Origin of the sequence: Microbacterium sp. NPDC060117 (genome assembly GCF_042729315.1) — a bacterium.
In the GTDB taxonomy this organism is placed as follows: Bacteria; Actinomycetota; Actinomycetes; order Actinomycetales; family Microbacteriaceae; genus Microbacterium.
Map to the genome: position 1 here is coordinate 138,833 of NZ_JBHWXR010000004.1, position 16,694 is coordinate 155,526.

14 protein-coding genes are annotated in these 16,694 nt (G+C 70.5%); 10 read left to right on the top strand and 4 right to left on the bottom strand.

Annotated elements, in window-relative coordinates:
• Nucleotides 1-15 precede the first annotated feature (15 nt).
• On the bottom strand, nucleotides 16-2,034 hold the full coding sequence (locus tag ACFWCK_RS16490) for a glycosyltransferase (RefSeq protein ID WP_378806873.1): 2,019 nt from the start codon (nucleotides 2,032-2,034) through the stop codon (nucleotides 16-18).
• A gap of 133 nt (nucleotides 2,035-2,167) precedes the next feature.
• Between ACFWCK_RS16490 and ACFWCK_RS16495 the strand changes: the two genes are divergently transcribed.
• The 4 genes from ACFWCK_RS16495 to ACFWCK_RS16510 all read left to right on the top strand — a co-directional run bounded on the left by ACFWCK_RS16495 (nucleotide 2,168) and on the right by ACFWCK_RS16510 (nucleotide 7,267).
• Entirely contained in the window at nucleotides 2,168-3,319 is a 1,152-nt protein-coding gene (locus ACFWCK_RS16495; protein WP_378806874.1) for a glycosyltransferase family 4 protein, read from the top strand.
• A 532-nt stretch (nucleotides 3,320-3,851) separates the two neighbouring features.
• Nucleotides 3,852-5,504: a hypothetical protein gene (locus tag ACFWCK_RS16500; protein WP_378807381.1), complete on the top strand. Its 1,653-nt coding sequence runs from the start codon at nucleotides 3,852-3,854 to the stop codon at nucleotides 5,502-5,504.
• 207 nt (nucleotides 5,505-5,711) lie between these two features.
• Nucleotides 5,712-6,065, top strand: a complete 354-nt coding sequence (locus tag ACFWCK_RS16505; protein WP_378806875.1) for a nuclear transport factor 2 family protein — start codon at nucleotides 5,712-5,714, stop codon at nucleotides 6,063-6,065.
• Nucleotides 6,062-7,267, top strand: a complete 1,206-nt coding sequence (locus ACFWCK_RS16510; protein WP_378806876.1) for a low temperature requirement protein A — start codon at nucleotides 6,062-6,064, stop codon at nucleotides 7,265-7,267. The genes ACFWCK_RS16505 and ACFWCK_RS16510 overlap by 4 nt, the downstream gene beginning before the upstream one ends.
• Before the next feature lie 32 nt (nucleotides 7,268-7,299).
• On the opposite strand, the gene ACFWCK_RS16515 is transcribed toward ACFWCK_RS16510, so the two are convergent.
• Complete coding sequence (locus ACFWCK_RS16515) at nucleotides 7,300-9,138, bottom strand: RNA polymerase sigma factor (protein ID WP_378806877.1); 1,839 nt, start codon at nucleotides 9,136-9,138, stop codon at nucleotides 7,300-7,302.
• A gap of 191 nt (nucleotides 9,139-9,329) precedes the next feature.
• Complete coding sequence (locus ACFWCK_RS16520) at nucleotides 9,330-10,376, bottom strand: Cys-Gln thioester bond-forming surface protein (protein WP_378806878.1); 1,047 nt, start codon at nucleotides 10,374-10,376, stop codon at nucleotides 9,330-9,332.
• 240 nt (nucleotides 10,377-10,616) lie between these two features.
• Between ACFWCK_RS16520 and ACFWCK_RS16525 the strand changes: the two genes are divergently transcribed.
• The 5 genes from ACFWCK_RS16525 to ACFWCK_RS16545 all read left to right on the top strand — a co-directional run bounded on the left by ACFWCK_RS16525 (nucleotide 10,617) and on the right by ACFWCK_RS16545 (nucleotide 15,085).
• Nucleotides 10,617-11,570 (top strand): 2-nitropropane dioxygenase, encoded by a 954-nt coding sequence (locus ACFWCK_RS16525; protein WP_378806879.1) that lies wholly within the window; start codon nucleotides 10,617-10,619, stop codon nucleotides 11,568-11,570.
• Nucleotides 11,567-11,866 carry a hypothetical protein gene (locus tag ACFWCK_RS16530; protein WP_233312806.1) on the top strand — a complete coding sequence of 100 codons (300 nt, stop codon included), beginning with the start codon at nucleotides 11,567-11,569 and terminating at the stop codon, nucleotides 11,864-11,866. The genes ACFWCK_RS16525 and ACFWCK_RS16530 overlap by 4 nt, the downstream gene beginning before the upstream one ends.
• 91 nt (nucleotides 11,867-11,957) lie before the next feature.
• A complete protein-coding gene (locus ACFWCK_RS16535; RefSeq protein ID WP_378806880.1) occupies nucleotides 11,958-13,457 on the top strand; it encodes a LuxR C-terminal-related transcriptional regulator in 1,500 nt (499 codons plus the stop codon).
• A gap of 210 nt (nucleotides 13,458-13,667) precedes the next feature.
• Complete coding sequence (locus tag ACFWCK_RS16540; protein ID WP_378806881.1) at nucleotides 13,668-13,925, top strand: hypothetical protein; 258 nt, start codon at nucleotides 13,668-13,670, stop codon at nucleotides 13,923-13,925.
• 86 nt (nucleotides 13,926-14,011) lie between these two features.
• Nucleotides 14,012-15,085: a hypothetical protein gene (locus ACFWCK_RS16545; protein WP_378806882.1), complete on the top strand. Its 1,074-nt coding sequence runs from the start codon at nucleotides 14,012-14,014 to the stop codon at nucleotides 15,083-15,085.
• On the opposite strand, the gene lepB is transcribed toward ACFWCK_RS16545, so the two are convergent.
• On the bottom strand, nucleotides 15,048-15,785 hold the full coding sequence (gene lepB, locus ACFWCK_RS16550) for a signal peptidase I (RefSeq protein ID WP_378806883.1): 738 nt from the start codon (nucleotides 15,783-15,785) through the stop codon (nucleotides 15,048-15,050). The genes ACFWCK_RS16545 and lepB overlap by 38 nt on opposite strands.
• 220 nt (nucleotides 15,786-16,005) lie before the next feature.
• Between lepB and ACFWCK_RS16555 the strand changes: the two genes are divergently transcribed.
• Nucleotides 16,006-16,686: a hypothetical protein gene (locus ACFWCK_RS16555; RefSeq protein WP_378806884.1), complete on the top strand. Its 681-nt coding sequence runs from the start codon at nucleotides 16,006-16,008 to the stop codon at nucleotides 16,684-16,686.
• Nucleotides 16,687-16,694: the final 8 nt, after the last annotated feature.

Here is a 16,694-nt window from a genome sequence, read left to right on the forward strand (position 1 = left end):
AGCGTAGCGTGCGCATCACGCCGGCAGGGCGCGGCGTTCGGCTTCGGCCTCGGCGCGCACCGGCCCGCGGCGATACAGCGCGGCCCGTCGTGCGGCGGCACGCCCGCGTTCGCCGGGCAGCGCGATGCCGCGGACGGTGGCACCGAGCAGCTGCGCGGTGCGGGCGAGCGCCCAGCCCGCCGCGCCGAAGTGCTTGCGGTAGTAGCGCTCCTGGCTGGCGTGGAAGTGCCGTTCGCGGCGAGCCGGATCCGTGCTGGTCCCGGCGCCCGCGTGCGTCGCGACGGCCTCGGGCACCACGGCATGCCGCCAGCCGAGCAGGTGCGCGCGATAGGCCCAGTCGGTCTCCTCGGCGTACAGGAAGAAGCGCTCGTCGAAGCCTCCGACGTGGTCCAGCGCCTCCGCACGCAGCAGCAGCACGGATCCGATCACGAACCGCGGCCCGCGGATGAGGCGGCCGAGTCCCACCGCCTCCAACCAGGCGCGGCCGGGGGAGGGGAACACCCACTCCGCCCGCGCGGCGACGCCCTGCTCGTCGTGCTGCACCGGCCCCACGCTCGCGAGCGTGGGGCCGGCGGCGAGGCCGCGCTGCAGGGCGCGGATGCCCTCCGGCGCGATCACCGCGTCGGGGTTCAGCAGCAGCACGTCCGCGGCGGGGAGCAGTCGGTCGCGGAGAGCCCGGTTCACCCCGGCCCCGAAGCCCAGATTCGCGCCCGGGTCGAGATACCGCACGCCGAGCGCCGCGCACAGGGAAGCGATCTCCGGCATCGAGGAGTTGTCGACCACGGTGACGGACAGGTGCCGCACCGGCTCCAGCGCGCGCCGCAGCAGGTCGGGCGCGCCGTAGGCGACGACGACGATCTCGGGGTCGTCGGCGGTCCCCTCGTTCGCGGATCGTCCCGGGGCCAGGGCGGCGTCGTACATCCGCTGGTACTGCTCCGCGACCGCGGGCCAGGAGCACCCGGCGGCGCGCACCAGCCCTGCCGAGACGAGCTCCTCGCGGCGGGGTCCCGCCGCCTGCTGCACCGCGTCCGCGAGGGCGTGCGCGTCGCCCTGGGAGACGACGATCCCGGCGCCGCCGACGAGGTCGGGAAGGGCGCCGGCATCGCTCGACACCACGGGTACGCCCGCGGCCATCGCCTCCACCGCGACGCGGCCGAACTGCTCGGTCCAGCGGGGCGTGGGCAGCGACGGCACGGCGAGCACGTCGATCGACGCGTAGAACCCGGCGATCTCCTCGGGATCCACTCCGCCGAGGAAGTCCACCCGGTCCGCGACTCCGCGCCTGGCCGCCTCCTGAAGGAGCGTGGTGGCCAGGGGCCCGGTTCCCGCGATCCGGGCGTGCAGCGCCGGGGCGTCGACGAGCGCGTCGAGCAGCAGCAGCACGCCCTTCTCCGGCACGAGCCTGCCGAGCAGGCCGACGACGACGCGATCGGCGGATCCGGGTTCTCGCCCGGCGCCGGATCCGCGTGCCGTGACGGATCGGGAGTCGCTCGCGCGGGCCGACGGTGTGAGCGGCGGCACCGGATCGACGCCGAGGGGGATCACCCGCGCGCGCCCGGGGAACCCCTTGAGCTCGGTGATCGCGGCCGACTCGGCGTTGCAGGCGGAGATCCCTCCGGCGCGGCGCAGCGACAGGCGCTCGAACCAGCCGAACGGGAAGGGGTACCGCTTGTGCAGATTCTGCGCGGTGTACAGCGTGTACGGGGCGCGCTGACGGCGCAGCGCCCGCAGCACGAGCGTCTCCGCGGTACTGAGCGCGAACGGCTCCTCATGGATGTCGATGAGATCCCAGCGCTCGCCGAGAGCACGCCAGAGCGGCCGCGGGTCGTAGACGAAGAGAGCCGGATGCGTGCCCCACGTGCCCACGCCGACGACGTCCTCGTCGGGATCGGCATCGAGGGTGACCGGAACACCGCCGGCGTCGCCGCGATTCGCGGTCAACAGACGCACCTCGAGCCCGCGCTCCTGCAGTGCCCGCTCGCGCCCCCGCCACGCGCGCACGTTCGCGCTGTGGGAGATCCGCAGCACCCGCATGGCACCCCCTGTATCGTGGTCAGCTAACGATAGCCCGCGAGCATCGGCGCCTGCGGGGCCGCGACGTCCGGCATCGCGGCGCGGGCGCCGCGTTCAGGAGGGGAGAGATCCGCTGTCCGTTCCCGAGGGCCCGATGACATCCGCACCGAGGGTCGCCCACCTGGCGCACACGACGGTGGCGGGAGGTGCCGAACTCGGACTCGCGCGCATGCTGCGTGCGGATCCGCCCTGGACGGCGAGTCTGCTGCTTCCCCCGGAGCCGGCGGAGGACGGTGTCTTCGCGGATCTCCCCGGATCGATCCCGATCCATCGGATCGGCGTCGCACAGCCGTACGGCGCCAGTGGCGCATCGTCGGTCGGCGCGATCGCGATGGGGGCGCGGCTCCTGGCCCAGGCGCTGGCGACGCGAACGCACCGGGCCTTCCGCCAGGCGGATCTGGTGGTCGCGAACAGCACCCGTGCCGCGGCGTACGGCGCGCTCGCCGCGACCGGTTCGCGCACGCCGTTCCTCGTCTATCTGCACGACATCATGGACCGCGAGACGCTGGGCGGCTTCGGGCTGCGGATGATGACGAAGGTCGTGCTCCCGCGCGCCGATGGCGTCATTGCGAACTCGCAGGCCACGCTCGCGAGCGCCGAACCCCACCTGCGCCGAAACGCGGTGCGAGAGGTGATGGCCGGGGCATCCGGCCTGACCGGACGCCCCCGCGGCACCAGGGCTCCGGGACCGCTGCGCGTGGGCATGCTCGCGCGTATCGACCCGTGGAAGGGCCAGCTGCTGCTGCTGGACGCCTTCGCGCGCGCGTTCGGTGACGGCGACGAGATCCTCGAGTTCGCCGGGGGTGCACCGTTCGGGCACGCGGACTACGCCGACGAGCTGCGCGGTCGCGCCGAGGCGCTGGGACTGGCCGGCCGGGTGCGCCTGCTCGGTCACGTCGACGACGTCGAGTCTCTGCTGCGACGGTGGGACGTGGGAGTGCAGGCATCGATGCGTGCGGAACCGCTCGGGTTCAACGTGCTGGAGTATCTCGACGCGGGTCTGGCCACGGTGGTCGCGGCGGAGGGCGGACCCGTCGAGTGGGTGCACGACGGCGTCAACGGGCTCTCGTTCGCCCCCCGCGACCCCGAGGCGCTCGCCGCGGCGCTGCGCCGGCTCGGCGCCGATGGTGCGCTGCGTGCGCGCCTGAGCGAGGCCGCGCCGAGGACGCCCGGGCTCGCCACCGACCATGCGGTCGCCGAGTCGCATGCGGAGGCGTACCGCCGCGTGCTCGCGCACCGCCGCTGAGACCCGCAGGCCGCGGGCTTCGTGACCGCCGGATCCGCCGCGGGACCTCGGACCCGAGCCGCGACCGCCGGATCCGCCACGGGACCTCGCACGCCGAGTCGCATGCGGAGGCGTACCGTCGCGTGCTCGCGCACCGCCGCTGAGAGCGGTGCGGTCCGGCCTCGGGCCCAACGAGCGCCGCAGGTCCCCAGTCCTGACGCTCCACCACGTCCGGACCGCACCGGGTCGGAGTACTGAAGACGGGGAGGTTCTCAGCATCCTCACCACTAAGGAGTCATCCCTGCTGAGGAAGTGACGCCGGGGATACCCGGTGCAGTCCCAGGGCGCCGGCGCCGCTACCGGCGCTCACACCTCATCGCAAGAAATCTCACAACAGATCATCAGATTCGCGTCACCTCGACGCCTCGCGCGACTCCTTGCTTGTGAAGAAGCAACAGCCCCCTTGCCCGGGAGCGGGAACGACGTGCTCGATACGTAGGAGCGCGGCACCCGATCTCCGGGCACCTTCCCCAAGGGAGAGAACCCAGTGAAGATGCTCGACCTGCGCACGAAGCGCGCCGCGATCGGACTCCTGCTGCCCGCAGCAGCGGTCGCCCTCGGCGCCCTCGCCGTGCCCGCCGCGGCGTTCGCCGCACCCCCGGCTCCCGCGGCTCCGGCCGCGCCGAGCCTCGTGTTCGAGGAGACGTTCGAGAACAACGTCGGATCCGCGGTCACTTCGCTGACCGACTATGTCGGCGCGAGCGGTGCGACCTACACGGCGGATCCGTTCTGGCTCGACGCCGCCGCCTGCAACGGCCTGGTCGTTCAGCACGACGGCAGTGTGCCGTTCACCGGCGCCGGCGCGGCCTGCAGCAACCCGCCCTCGCAGGCCCGGCTGTCCGAGCTCGCTCAGGTGCTCGGAGACGGATCCGGCACCAACCACGTCGTCGCTGCGTATACCGACGCGAACGGACCTGCCGGGGCGACCCTGCTGAGCAAGTCCGCCGACAGCGGCATCGTCCTGAAGAAGGACCACTACTACGCGGCGAGCATCGACATCGCCGAGGTGAACTGCGCGATCGCTTCGGCCCACTCCACGATCCAGTTCGGGCTGCAGCTGCCGTCCGGCGAGGTCGTCTTCGCCGGTGCGCCGTCGGTCGCCTGCGATACCGGGCACTCCGTCGACGTCGGCGGTCGAGAGGTGCGCACCGGCACGTTCCGCAGCTCCGCCTTCCAGGCCGACGCCGCCGGTGCTGCCGAGCTGGTGGTCCGCAACCTGCAGACCAGCGGAGGCGGCAACGACTTCGCGTACGACAACATCCGCTTCTACGACGTGACCCCGACGCTCTCGAAGTCGTTCTCGCAGGACACGGTCGAGGCCGGACAGCCCGTCACGCTGAACCTCACCGTGACGAACACGAGCGAACTCGGCGCCAAGAGCGGCTGGTCCTTCACCGACAACCTTCCCGCCGGGATCGTCGTCGCCCCCATTCCGAACATCGCGAACGACTGCGGCGCCGAGGTGAACGCCGAGGACGGCGCAGTGGAGGTCTCGGGCGGAAAGCTCGCGCAGGGCGCGACCTCGTGCACGATCTCCGTCGATGTCGTCATCGGAGAGGGCGGTTCCTACACCAACGTCATCGAGGGCGCGTCGGGCCTGATCGGCACCCCCACCGCCACGGTCCGGGCGCTCGTCCCGGCGTTCGAGCTGACGAAGTCCGTGAGCCCGTCCGTCGTCACGAAGGCCGGCGAGCACGTGACCTACACCTTCGTCGTGGCCAACACGGGTGAGCTGCCGCTGCACGACATCGCCATCGCGGACCCGGGGCCGGTGAGCGGCACGGGCACGATGAGTGCGATCGACTGCCCTGAGGTCGAGGCGCTCGACGTGGACGAGACCCTCACCTGCACCGCCGATTACGTCACGGCCGCGGGCGACATCACCGGATCCCCGTTGAAGAACGTGGCCTCCGCGACCGCGCTGTCGCCCGCGGGCACCGAGCTCGGTGCCTCCGCTGCGGCGAGCATCGACACCAAGGTCATCCCGCCGGTCACCGAGACGCCGCAGCCGACCGCCTCGCCCGTGCCGGCCAAGGGTGCCCTCGCTACCACCGGTGGCGACGTCCCGATCGGTCTCGGCGTCGCCGCTGTCGCGCTGGTGGCCATCGGGCTGACGCTGACGCTGCTGCGCCGCGCTCGCGCGTAACGCACGCACCCAACCCATGACACCCGGGGCCGCTCAGGCGCCCCGGGTGTCATGCTGTCACCGACCCCCGGGAAGTGATGCGGAGCGCTGGATCCACGCGTCCTCATGCCGATCCGTGCGGCTCTCCATCACCAATCAGGGCGACAGGTCTCCTTCTATGCAGAGGGCGAACACGCTGTGAGCCCGAGATCTGGGGAGGAGCTCCGCATGGCCGAGGTGCAGAACACGACGGTGAAGATGGCGCTGGACCGGCTGGCCGCGCTCGACGAGGTCGGATTCCTCGATGCGTTCGCGGCGAGCGGCTTCGTGGACGACTGGGGGACGATCTACCGGGGGCGGCAGGACATCGACACCTGGAGCAGCAGAGAACTGATCGGCGCCCAGGGCGTGCTCACGGTCACGCACGTGGAAGAGGGGGCACCGGCGCAGGATCCCGGATCCGGTCAGGCTCTGGTGGTCCTCACGGGCGACTGGCGGTCCTCGTTCGCGAACGGCCCGAGCCGATTCGAGTTCCTGGTGGTGGACGGGCTGATCTCGTCGATGACGATCCGGGCCGCATGAGCGCACAGGCTTCGGGCCGCGGGGACCGGCGGGGGTCCCTGCCACGATTCGGGCTGGTGCGCATGCGTCCGCGCGCCGTGGGCGAGGCGGACCGGGGCGTCAGCAACCTCGAGCTGCTGTTCGACCTCGTCTTCGCCGCCGCGGTCGGGATCTCGTCCGGCGCGATGCATCAGCTCGCGGCCGAGGGCGACCTCCTCGGCGGCGTGGGCGCGTACCTCATGGTGTTCTTCGCCATCTGGTGGGCGTGGATGAACGTGACCTGGTTCGGCACCAGCTTCGACACCGACGACTGGCTCTACCGCGTCCTGGTGATCGTGCAGATGGGCGGCGCCATCACGATCGCCGCAGGCTCGCGGACCGGCATCCTGGAGGGCGACTTCACGTGGGTCGTCATCGGCTACGTCGTGCTGCGACTGTGCTCTGTCGCGCAGTGGATCCGGGTCGCGTACGCCAGCCCCGCATACCGGGTGACCGCGCTCCGCTATGCGGTCGCGATCACCGTGGTGCAGGTGCTCTGGGTCCTGCGTCAGCCGCTGCTGCCGACGTCACTGCAGCTGCCGAGCTTCCTCGTCATGGTGGCACTGGAACTGCTCGTGCCGGTGTTCGCCGAACGCGCCCGTTCGACGCCGTGGCACCCCCATCACATCGCGGAGCGGTTCGGGGCGTTCACCCTGATCCTGCTCGGGGAGTCCGTCGTCGGCTCCACCGCCGCCATGCTCGTCGCGATCGAGCACCACGGTGCGCTCACCTACATCGGCGTCGCAGCGACCGCCCTTGCCGTGCTCGCCGGGATGTGGTGGTGCTACTTCGCGCTGCCTCGCGACGAACTGGTCGGCGGCCTGCGGGCCACCATGGGGTTCGGCTACGGCCACTTCGTCGTCTTCGCCGCCGCGGGGGCGTTCTCCGTCGGCATCGAGAATGTGCTCGCCGTTCTCGAAGAGGGGCACGGGGCGCCGAGCGTCGCGCTCGCCGCGACGCTCACCGTGCCGGTCGCCGCCTACTTCGCCGCGACGTGGGTGCTGATCCTGCGTCGCACCCTGCCGGCGCGGGCGTCGGCGCTCGTGCTCGTGCTCATCGGACTGATGCTGGCGAGCACGTTCACGCCGTGGTTCTGGCTGGTCACGGCGGTGCTCGTCGTCGGCATCACCTTCGTCGTCGAGACGGTGCGGGTGCAGCGACGGGAGGATCCAGCGGACGCGTGATCAGGCGTGCTCGTCGGACGTCGGGCGCGGGTTCACGGCACGACGAACTGGAACGTCATGTCGTCCGGGTTCGGGCCCATCGGGTCGTACACCGAGGTCGGGTCGTAGACGTCGAGATTGTGCTCCCAGATGGGGCCCCAGTAGCCGTCGCCATCGATGTAGCGCATGGTGAACCAGTACCAGCCGTAGGAGTTCACCAGCAGGCGCCGCTTCGCGTAGCCGTTGGCGTCGAGCGCCACGAATCCGGTGTGGCCCTCCATCGTGCTGACGTAGATGGTGCCGTTCGCGGGCCCTTGGAACTCAACGATGAGTCCCGTCGTCCTGGCCTCATCGGCGGTCAGGTCCTCGAACCCGGTGATGTCCTCGAATCCGCGCACCTGGATGGGAAGCACGGTGAACGTGCCCTGAGTGGCGGGCGATGACGTCGTGCCGGTGTAGGCCCAGGTCTGGTACCTGTAGTCGCCCGCAGTCAGCTCCAGCCCCCGGGTGTCGAACGTCCACGACCCGTCCGCCGCGACGGTGGGCGTGAACCGCCGGGTGTCGAGCTGAACGGCCACATTGGCACCCGGCGCCGTCTTGCCGGCGATGATCGGGGAGATGTAGCCGGAGGTGCTCGCCGGGGTGGTGACGCCGGGGGACGGCACAGGGGTGCCGGTCGTCGGCGTGGGTGTTGCGGTCGGTGTCGGCGTCGGGCCGGGTGTCGCGCTCGGGTCTGCGGGTGTGCCCGGCTCGGAGGTGGGCGCAGGGTCGGGGACGTTGCTCGCGGGAGAGGGCCGCGGCTGATACTCCAGGGTGTACCGATCGGAGATGCCCTGATCCGCCGGATCGACCTGACCTGGCGCTGCGACCGGCGTGGACGGTCCGGGTGGCTGCGACGAGTCGCCGACGGCGGGAATGAGGGGCGGCGGGACGCTCGGCGACGCCTGCACCAGCACCTGCGTCGGCGCCGGCTCCGGCATGGCTGCGGCGGGCCCCACCGTGAACAGGGAGGTGATGACGAGGCCGCCGGCCGTGACAGCGGCGACCCCTCCGCCGATCAGCCAGGTGACGGCTCCCGCGCCCGCACCCACGGCGACCGCGATCGCGGTGGCGGTCGTGGCCGACGAGAGCGTCGCCGTGGCGGTGCCGATGCCGGCGGTGCCCAGCAGCACCGCGAGCGTGCTGCCGCCCATGCGCGAGGCAGCGCCGCGGGTGTCGTGCAGCAGCGCCCGGCACGGAGTGCAGTCGGCGATGTGCAGATTCACCTCGGTCGAGATCGCGACGTTGGTGGGCTCGGTCAGATACTGCGGGAAGAGGCGCGCGGCGTGCGATTCGTCATCGCGGAGCGCGGGGGGCACCTGGAGGGTCAGCCATTGGAACTTCAGACCGGTCCTGGCTCTGCGCTGCAGGGCGGACACCGCGTTGGGCTTGATCTGCAGTTCGCGGGCGATTTCGGGGCGCCCCGCCTCGGCCACCTCCGCGAGCCACAGGACCCGCTGCCATCGCTCGGGCAGAGCCTGGAGTGCGGTGAGGACGTCGCCGGCGTCGCTGTCGGTCTCGGCGATGCTGAGGGCATCGCGCTCGTCGACCGCATCGAGCTCGTCGGTGAGGATGAGCTGATCCGCGTCCTTGGACCAGCGGATCGCGGTGTTGCGCATCACGGTCTTCAGGTAGGACCGGAAGGCGAACTGCGGCCCCGCGTCGGTCGTGGTCACCTGCTGGTAGATCGCGAGGAACGACTCCGAGACCAGATCGTCCGCGCGCGCGGACGTGAGCCGCTGCGCATAGCGCTGCGCGGCAGGGGAGTGGCGTTCCCAGAGCGCCGCATAGGCGCGCTTGTCTCCGTCGCGGAGCGCGCGCAGGAGTTCTGCATCGGTGCGTACGTCCACCACGAACCCTCCCCAGGAACGAGGCTCATCCGGTGCGGCATCCCTCCGCACTGGCAACGGATCTGCGCTTCGGGTGAACGCAGGATCTGGTCAGGCTATCGGATCGATCCGCGAGAGCGCACGGAATATGCGAGAACCGCCGGGCCCGGGAGCTGCGCTCCCAGGCCCGGCGGCGGATCCGATTCCTGTGTCGATCAGGCCGGGACGACCAGGATCTGGCACTGGGCGTGGCTGCCGCCGGTCGGGGTGCCGCACACCGTCTTCGCCTCCGCGGTGATCAGGCCCGTGGTGCCGGACTGCGTGCCGCGCTGGCCCGCGTTGATCTGATCGATGAGATACCAGTACGCGGCCTCTGAGTTCGGCGTCTGGAAGTTCCAGCTCGCGTCGAAGTCCAGGTCTGTGTAGCGCCAGATGGCGTACTGGGTCGCCTCGATCGCATCGTTCACGCTGAGCGGCGCGGTGAAGGGGCGCGCCGGGTTGGCTGCGGCGGACGCCGCCTGGACCGCCGCCGAGAACGCGCTCAGGGTGATCCCCGGGTAGCTGTTCTGGATGATCCACAGCACCTTGCTGTAGATGTCTGCGCTGCCGGTGAGATAGTTGCTGCCCAGGAACGTGCCGAGGCCACCGGCCGTCGCCGCCATGTTCGACTTCGCCGAGACGTTGTGCTCCACGCAGTACGAGTAGTAGTCCGGGGTTCCGGGGTTGCTCGGGTCCGCCGGCGTGCTGTTGTACACCCCGTGGATCCCGGTTCCGCCGTATCCCTGCTGGAGGCCGCCCATCCACATCCCGGAGACCATGACCTGGATGCTCGACGTGGCGCCGTTCGGAGCGACCTGACTGAGCACGGTGTAGGTGCCGGGGGTCGAGCTCGTGACGATGTGGTTCGTGAGGTCGACCACACCGTTCGCGTCCGAGGTGAAGGTCTTCGGCCCGGTGGTGTTGTCGTCCCAGTGGAAGGATGACTGACCCGCGGGCGCGGCGGGAGGCAGCGTGACGATGATGGCCTGGCCGGCGACGGGCGCGCCGTTGTTCGTGATGGTGAAGCTGATGTTGCCGAGCGGCGTGCAGACGCCCGTCGGCACCGGCTGAGCACTCGGGTTGACCACGACGCCGTTCGACGCGGCGTGTGCCGGCACGGCGACCGCTGCGGCGACGACGGGCAGCGACCATGCCGCCCCCTTGACGATCGTGCGCCGTGAGATGACCTTCTTCGGGCCCTGCTCGTTGTCGAGCTGTTCCATGCTTTGTTACTCCCCAGATTCCGCGGTGGCCGGGTTGCCACCGTCCCCATGAGTGAAGGAGTGCGGGCGGCGGCGAAAGTGACGCGAGCGACGAGAATCCGATTCCGGGGCTCGGAGCCGCCGTCGGTCGGCCCATCCGCTGCAGCCCGAGATCGTGCCGAGGTGGAGGCGCCGTTTCTTCGCACCGATCGCTCCGCGCCCACCAGAGCGCCGCCGTCCGGGGTGCCGTAGGCTGGCGCCGTGTCAGCGGAGATCGTCGAGCGGATCCCGCCGGGGGTGCGATTGGAGATGTCGCGCGCCGGAGTGCAGGTGATCGCCGAGCGCGTCGGCGCACGCCTGCTGCACATCAAGGGGAGCATGACCGACCCCGCACTGCTCGGCCCGCGCTTCGTGGGCACCGACGTCGACGTGCTCGTCGAACCGGCCGGGATCCCCGCGCTGCATCGAGCACTGCTCGCCCAGGGGTGGACGGTGTACAGCACCTTCCGCAACAACTCCTCGTTCGAGCACGCGCAGACCTACTTCCACCCGGACTGGGGGCACCTCGACCTGCACCGGCGCTTCCCCGGCGTCGGGATCGCCGATGACCGGGCGTTCGAGGTGCTCTGGGCCGACCGTGCCGAGGCGAGGGCGGCCGGGCTGCCCTGCGCGGTGCCCTCGATCACGGCGCAGGCGATGCTGCTCACGTTGAACGCGGCACGCGCCGGGGGCATGGGGGACACGGCGGCGCGAGTATGGGACGCGCTCGACGAGCCCGCGCGTCGCGACTGCCTTGCGCTGGTCGAGCGACTGGACGCCGCCGTGGCCTTCGCCGCCGCGCACGGCGAGCTCGAGCGCTACGCCCACCGGCGCGAGTACCTGTTGTGGAAGGTGGCCTCGCAGGGAGGGACGCGCACGCAGGACTGGATGGGGAGGGTGCGCGCTGGCCGCACCCTGCGGGACAGGATCGGGCTGGTGCTGCGGGCGCCGCTCGTGAACACCGAGCGCCTCACGCACAAGCTCGGACGCCGGCCACGGCCCGCGGAGATCGCACGCGAGTTCCTGGTGCGCACGTCGCAGGGTGTGCGCGAGGTGACCCTCGCTGTCGCGACCCGGTTCCGCGGCGGGGCGGCACCCGGTGAGACGTCGGCGCCGCGAGCACCCGCCACGGATCCGACGCCGACGGATCGGTCGTCGAACGGGGGCGAGGCGTGAACCGCTATCGGCCGGCGGCCGACGTCGGCGTGATCGACCAGGACGACGCCGTGTACGTGGCCCGGCTTCCGCAGGGGCCCATCGTGGTGCTGGCGGGAACCGCGGCCGTGATCTGGCGCGCCGCGTGCGACGCGGGGGCGGGCACGGTCGCTCATCGCGCCGCCGGCAGCGTCGACCGGGACAGTGCGGCGATCACCGACGCCGTGGACGGGTTCGTCGCCGATCTGGTGGCTCGAGGACTGCTCCGACGAGCGCAGGACGACCCTATTGCTGCACCATCTGAGCGGGATCCCTGAGAATCCGCGTCATAGCGCGCCTTCCTGCCGTCGATCCGAGGTCTGGATCGTATGCTCGTCGCACGGGGATAGCCAGCGGGGATGGTGTCAGATGCCGGATATCGCGCAGAGGATTCGCGATGCCGAAGCGGCGGGCGACCACGCTGCGGTCGTCCACCTGCTCGCCACTCGCCCGGTGGAGGCCTGGTTCACGCTGCCGACCGAAGAGCTCACCGCGATCATCGTGGGGCTCCCCGCTGACGCCGTCCGTGCGAGTGCGGAGGTGGCGCTCGTCGCCCGCATGCTCGCTCCGGAGGGTGCCGAGGCGCTCACCGAGGATCGGGCGCTGTCGCGCTCACCGCATCTGCCCGCGCATCTGCGGCGCTGGCTGGTCGTGACCGATGCGTGGCACGCCCGACTGCACGGAGATGTCGCCCGCGCCTATGAGGTGCTGATCCGGCTGCCCGAGATCGAAGCCGCGGTCCCCTCGGTGCTGGATCCGACCAACGGCATCCGCAGTCTGTTCCTCACCCAGGCGGCCGTCACCGCGCTGCTGCTCGGACGGTTCCGCGAGGCGCTCTCGCTGTACGGGCGGACGCTGTGCGTGCCGACGCCTGCGGCGCTGCGGTTCTATCTGCGCGAGGCGCACCTGCGTTCGGCGCTCATCCACGTCCTGTACGGAGATCCGGCGGTGGCGCGCGCGCATCTGGCCGAGGCGCGCACCACGCCCCGCACCCAGAGCTGGATGGAGTCGCAGCTCGACCCGGAGCAGGTTCTCGTCGAGGCGCTCGTCTCCGAGCAGGATCCGGTCGGGGCCTTCACCCGGATCCTGCAGCTGACGTACGGATCCATGGGAGAGCTGTGGCCGCTGTATCTTCTCGGGCTGCAACGCCAAGGGGTGCTCGCCGGGCGCCGTCTCGAGGCCAGGGAGCGCATCGAGGCGCTCGTCGCCGCCGGCATGGGCACCAACGGCACCGCCCTCAACTCTTCCGTCCCGCACGTGGCGCTCGCGTTCGAGGCGCTGCTCAACGGGAACGTGCCCGGCGCCAAGAATCAGATGAAGGCCGTGGAGGATCGCAGCTGGCCCGCCGTCATCGTGGGATGCATGATCGGCATCGCCAGCGGCGCGCCCAAGGCGGCGATCCGTGAGCTCAATGCCGCCCGCCCGATGACCGAGGGGCTGCGGCAGGCCGAACGGCAGCGCAGTCTCGTCCTCGGGCTCGCGCACTACCTCAGCGGCGACTCCGCAGCGGCGAGGGCCGCCGTGGACCAGCTCGAAGAGCTCAACCGTCGGTCGGGGCCGCATGAGATCGCGGTGATGCGAATACTCGCTCCGAGTCTGCTGGAGCTCGTCGCCGAGCGGATCCCCGAACTGCTGCCGGAGGTGAAGACCCGCGGCGACAGGGGCGTCCTCGACACGCCGTCCCTCACGGAGAGCGAGCTCGCCGTGCTGGTCCGGCTGGCCCAGGGCGAGACCAGGGACCAGATCGCGAAGGCGCTGTTCCGCTCGCCCAACACGGTGAAGAGCCATCAGGCCTCGCTCTACCGCAAGCTCGGCGTGTCCGCCGCGGCGGACGCGGTGCGCCTCGCGACGGAGGCCGGGTACCTCTGAGCCGCGGGATCCGCGTCGTGCGCTTCGGGTGACGCGGAGGGTGAATTCTTCTGGATCAGGGCAAGCTCCCAGATTTCGTGCGTTGAATGAATCGTCGGCGGCGACCCGAAGTCGTCGGCATCGATTTCATCGCGCGTGCACCGGTCACCCGGCGGGCCGCGGTGGATCCCCTGGGGAGGGGAAGCTGTTGAGGGGAAGTCTGCGTTGCTGATGAAGATGAACTGGGACGATCGTCGCGCCGACGAACTGGGGCCCGAGGACGCCGAACCGGCGCGAACGAACGACGAGTCGGATCCGCACGCCGGTCGAGAGCAGTCCGAAGAAGGGCAGTCCGACGAGGAGCAGCCCGATGAGGAGCTGCCTCCGCGCAGAGTGCGGCTCGGTGCCGCATGGCGCCTGCCCGTGATCCTCGCCGCGGCGGCGGAGATGGACGAAGAGGGTCTCGACGCGCAGGAGGACGCTCGATAGGGGACGCCCGAACCGCTCGGCCCGCATCGTCGGACCGGACCTCCGCTCCGACGATGCGATAGCGTGCCGTCGGTGGAGAAGACGCGATGCCTGTGACTCGGTCCGAACGGCTGATCGTTCCCGACGTGCTGCGTGGCGTCGCGATCGTGGCCATGCTGATCGCGCACGCCAACCCGCTCCTGCCTCAGCTCCCGCTCGCGGTGCGGTTCGTGATCGGCAACGTCAACGACGTCGCGTCGCCGTTGTTCGCGTTGGTGATGGGTATGTCGGCGCAGCTGATCTGGAACAGCTCGCGACGGGTCGGTGCGACCCTGCTGCAGCAGGCGATCCGCGGCATCGTGCTCATCGCGCTGGGATTGTGGATGCTGACGTGGGGATCCTGGGTGGTGATCGTGCTGCCCCAGCTCGGGCTGCTGCTCATCGTCGGGGTGCCGATGCTGCTGCTCCGTTCGCGTGCGCTCGTCGTCGTGCTCGCGGTGATCGTCGCGGTCGGCGCACCGCTGAACGAGTACGCACGGGGGCAGGTCGCCCAGATCCTGACGCAGAACGTCCTCGTGCAGTGGCTGGCCGACTGGACGGTGCTCGGGCACTCCTATCGGCTCACGAACCTGCTGCCGTTCTTCCTGCTCGGCGCACTGCTGCTGCGCGGGGGGCTGCGTCGCGACCGCACGATGTGGATCATGCTCGCCGTCGCGCCGCTCGCATACGCCGTTCTCCCTGTGCTCGAGAAGGGGCTGCATCTGACGGGCTTCGTCTCAGGGACGTATCCGGACACGCTTCATGATGTCGGGCTCGTCTTCGTGACATACGCGATCGTCGTGATCCTGGCGACGCTTCCGGCTCGGCAGCCCGTCGTCGAGGCGATCTTCGCCCCCCTGCGCGTCTGGGGCGGGCTCGCGCTCAGCCTGTATCTGCTGCATGTGTGGATCGTGTCGCTGTGGGCGCGGGGGATCGGCGGCTACCCCGCGCAGAACGTGACGATCGGCTGGGCGACGATCGTCGTCCTCCCTCTCGTCGTCGCGTGGTTGTGGGGACGCTTCGTCGGGACCGGTCCGGTCGAGTGGATCATGGGCGCCGTCTCGGGCCGGCCCAAGCCGCTGCTCGCGGGTCGGCGCGCGCAGGCTACAGCCCCGACCACCGGCCTACCGGCCAGAGGATGACGGCGGCCCTGCCGACGATGTCATCGGAGCGGGCCCATCGCCAGCAGCCCGCATCCGGAGCGGTGCGGCCACGGCAACGGATCGCGCCGTCGGACGAGTTCGAGCGGTGGTCTCCCATCACGAGATAGGAGTCCTTCGGCACCGTCACCGCGGGAAGACAGCGCGTCGATGCCGGGGTCGTCGTGCAGTCGAGCGAACCTGCCTGGAACGGGAAGTCCTGGAAGACGTAGGGCTCGTTCAGCGGCTTGCCGTCGACGATGAGCCGCCCGTCGGCGGTGCAGCACTTCACGGTCTGCCCGGGGCCGGCGATCACGCGCTTGATGAGCGTGTGCGGGCCCGAGGGTCCGAACCCCGTCACCTCGCCGATCCAGCTCAGCGCAGCCTTGATCGGATTCTCGGGTGCACGGACGCCGCCGTCCCAGGCCTCGTCGGCGTCGAACACGACGATGTCGCCCGTGTGCGGTGTCGCCCCGCCGAGGTAGGCGAGCCGGTTCACCAGAACGCGATCGCCGACCTGGAGGGTCTCCTCCATGGATCCGGACGGGACCCAGTAGGGCTTCGCGACGAACGACAGGATGAGCCCGAAGACGACGAACGCCGCGCACAGCTGGAACAGGAAGCTGCCGGTGATCCGTCGCCAGAGCGGACGCCGCGTCATGGGCGCAGCTTCGGGCGCGGGCGCCGCGGTGTCGGATGCCATGCGTCCATCATGCCCGGCGTGCGACGCCGCATCCGGAGCGCAGAGGCCGGCCGGCTTCCGTTTCGTCGCTCCGACGACGCCTTTGCACGTTCTCGCGACGTCAACCTGCGAGAACCCTGAGGGAGTCGACAGTCTCGAAGTGCGGTCACGAAGCAGTGCACGAGAAAGCGCAGATGCCTCGGTCCGCTCCGAATCTACTCGTCACTTCTGGGGGGGACGCATGTCCGAGATCGAGACCACCAAGCAGGTCGGCCGTCGCACTGTTCTGAAGGGCGCCGCCTGGTCCGTGCCGGTCGTGGCGGCCGCCGCCGCGATGCCGCTCGCTGCGGCCAGCAACAACCCGCAGTGTCCGACGTGTCTCAAGGCCGGGGTTCTCTCGGTGGTCGGAATCCCGCTTCTCGGAGCCTGGACATCGCAGGCGATCGTGGTTGGGAACAAGGCGAGCATCCTCGTCGTGCCCGCGGTCGGGATCGACACCTCGACCTGTGTCAGCACGGGTTTCATCAACGCATTCGCCTTCACCATGAACTCGGCTGTGCTGACGATGGGCGATAGCAATCCTGCCAACGACGTGACCTACACGCAGATCCTGACGGGTCTCGCCGGCGTGGGGACGCTGGGGCTGGTGAGCGCCTTTACGGCGATCCCCGCCTTCCTCAACGTGGTGATGCCGAACGGCGGCAGCATCGCGGGCGCATATAAGCCGGCCCCCAAGAAGCTGCAGATCTGTGCGGACGTCTTCCTCAAGGTCGACATCGGCGGAGGCGTCGGCGGGCAGACGGTGACCTGCTCCCTGTGCTTCGAATGGGACCTCGCGGGAGTCGGGACGGGAGTCGTCTTGGGTGGGCTGGCTGGAGGCACCGGCACCATCAACTTCACCGGTATCGCGACCCCGGCCTGACAGCTTTG

Bases quoted from the DNA above. Each gene is read 5' to 3' on its own strand.
- ACFWCK_RS16495 (WP_378806874.1), top strand. From the start codon at position 2,168: ATGACATCCGCACCGAGGGTCGCCCACCTGGCGCACACGACGGTGGCG.
- ACFWCK_RS16540 (WP_378806881.1), top strand. From the start codon at position 13,668: ATGAAGATGAACTGGGACGATCGTCGCGCCGACGAACTGGGGCCCGAG.
- ACFWCK_RS16510 (WP_378806876.1), top strand. From the start codon at position 6,062: ATGAGCGCACAGGCTTCGGGCCGCGGGGACCGGCGGGGGTCCCTGCCA.
- ACFWCK_RS16490 (WP_378806873.1), bottom strand. From the start codon at position 2,034: ATGCGGGTGCTGCGGATCTCCCACAGCGCGAACGTGCGCGCGTGGCGG.
- ACFWCK_RS16505 (WP_378806875.1), top strand. From the start codon at position 5,712: ATGGCCGAGGTGCAGAACACGACGGTGAAGATGGCGCTGGACCGGCTG.
- ACFWCK_RS16520 (WP_378806878.1), bottom strand. From the start codon at position 10,376: ATGGAACAGCTCGACAACGAGCAGGGCCCGAAGAAGGTCATCTCACGG.
- lepB (WP_378806883.1), bottom strand. From the start codon at position 15,785: ATGGCATCCGACACCGCGGCGCCCGCGCCCGAAGCTGCGCCCATGACG.
- ACFWCK_RS16535 (WP_378806880.1), top strand. From the start codon at position 11,958: ATGCCGGATATCGCGCAGAGGATTCGCGATGCCGAAGCGGCGGGCGAC.
- ACFWCK_RS16555 (WP_378806884.1), top strand. From the start codon at position 16,006: ATGTCCGAGATCGAGACCACCAAGCAGGTCGGCCGTCGCACTGTTCTG.
- ACFWCK_RS16500 (WP_378807381.1), top strand. From the start codon at position 3,852: ATGCTCGACCTGCGCACGAAGCGCGCCGCGATCGGACTCCTGCTGCCC.
- ACFWCK_RS16545 (WP_378806882.1), top strand. From the start codon at position 14,012: ATGCCTGTGACTCGGTCCGAACGGCTGATCGTTCCCGACGTGCTGCGT.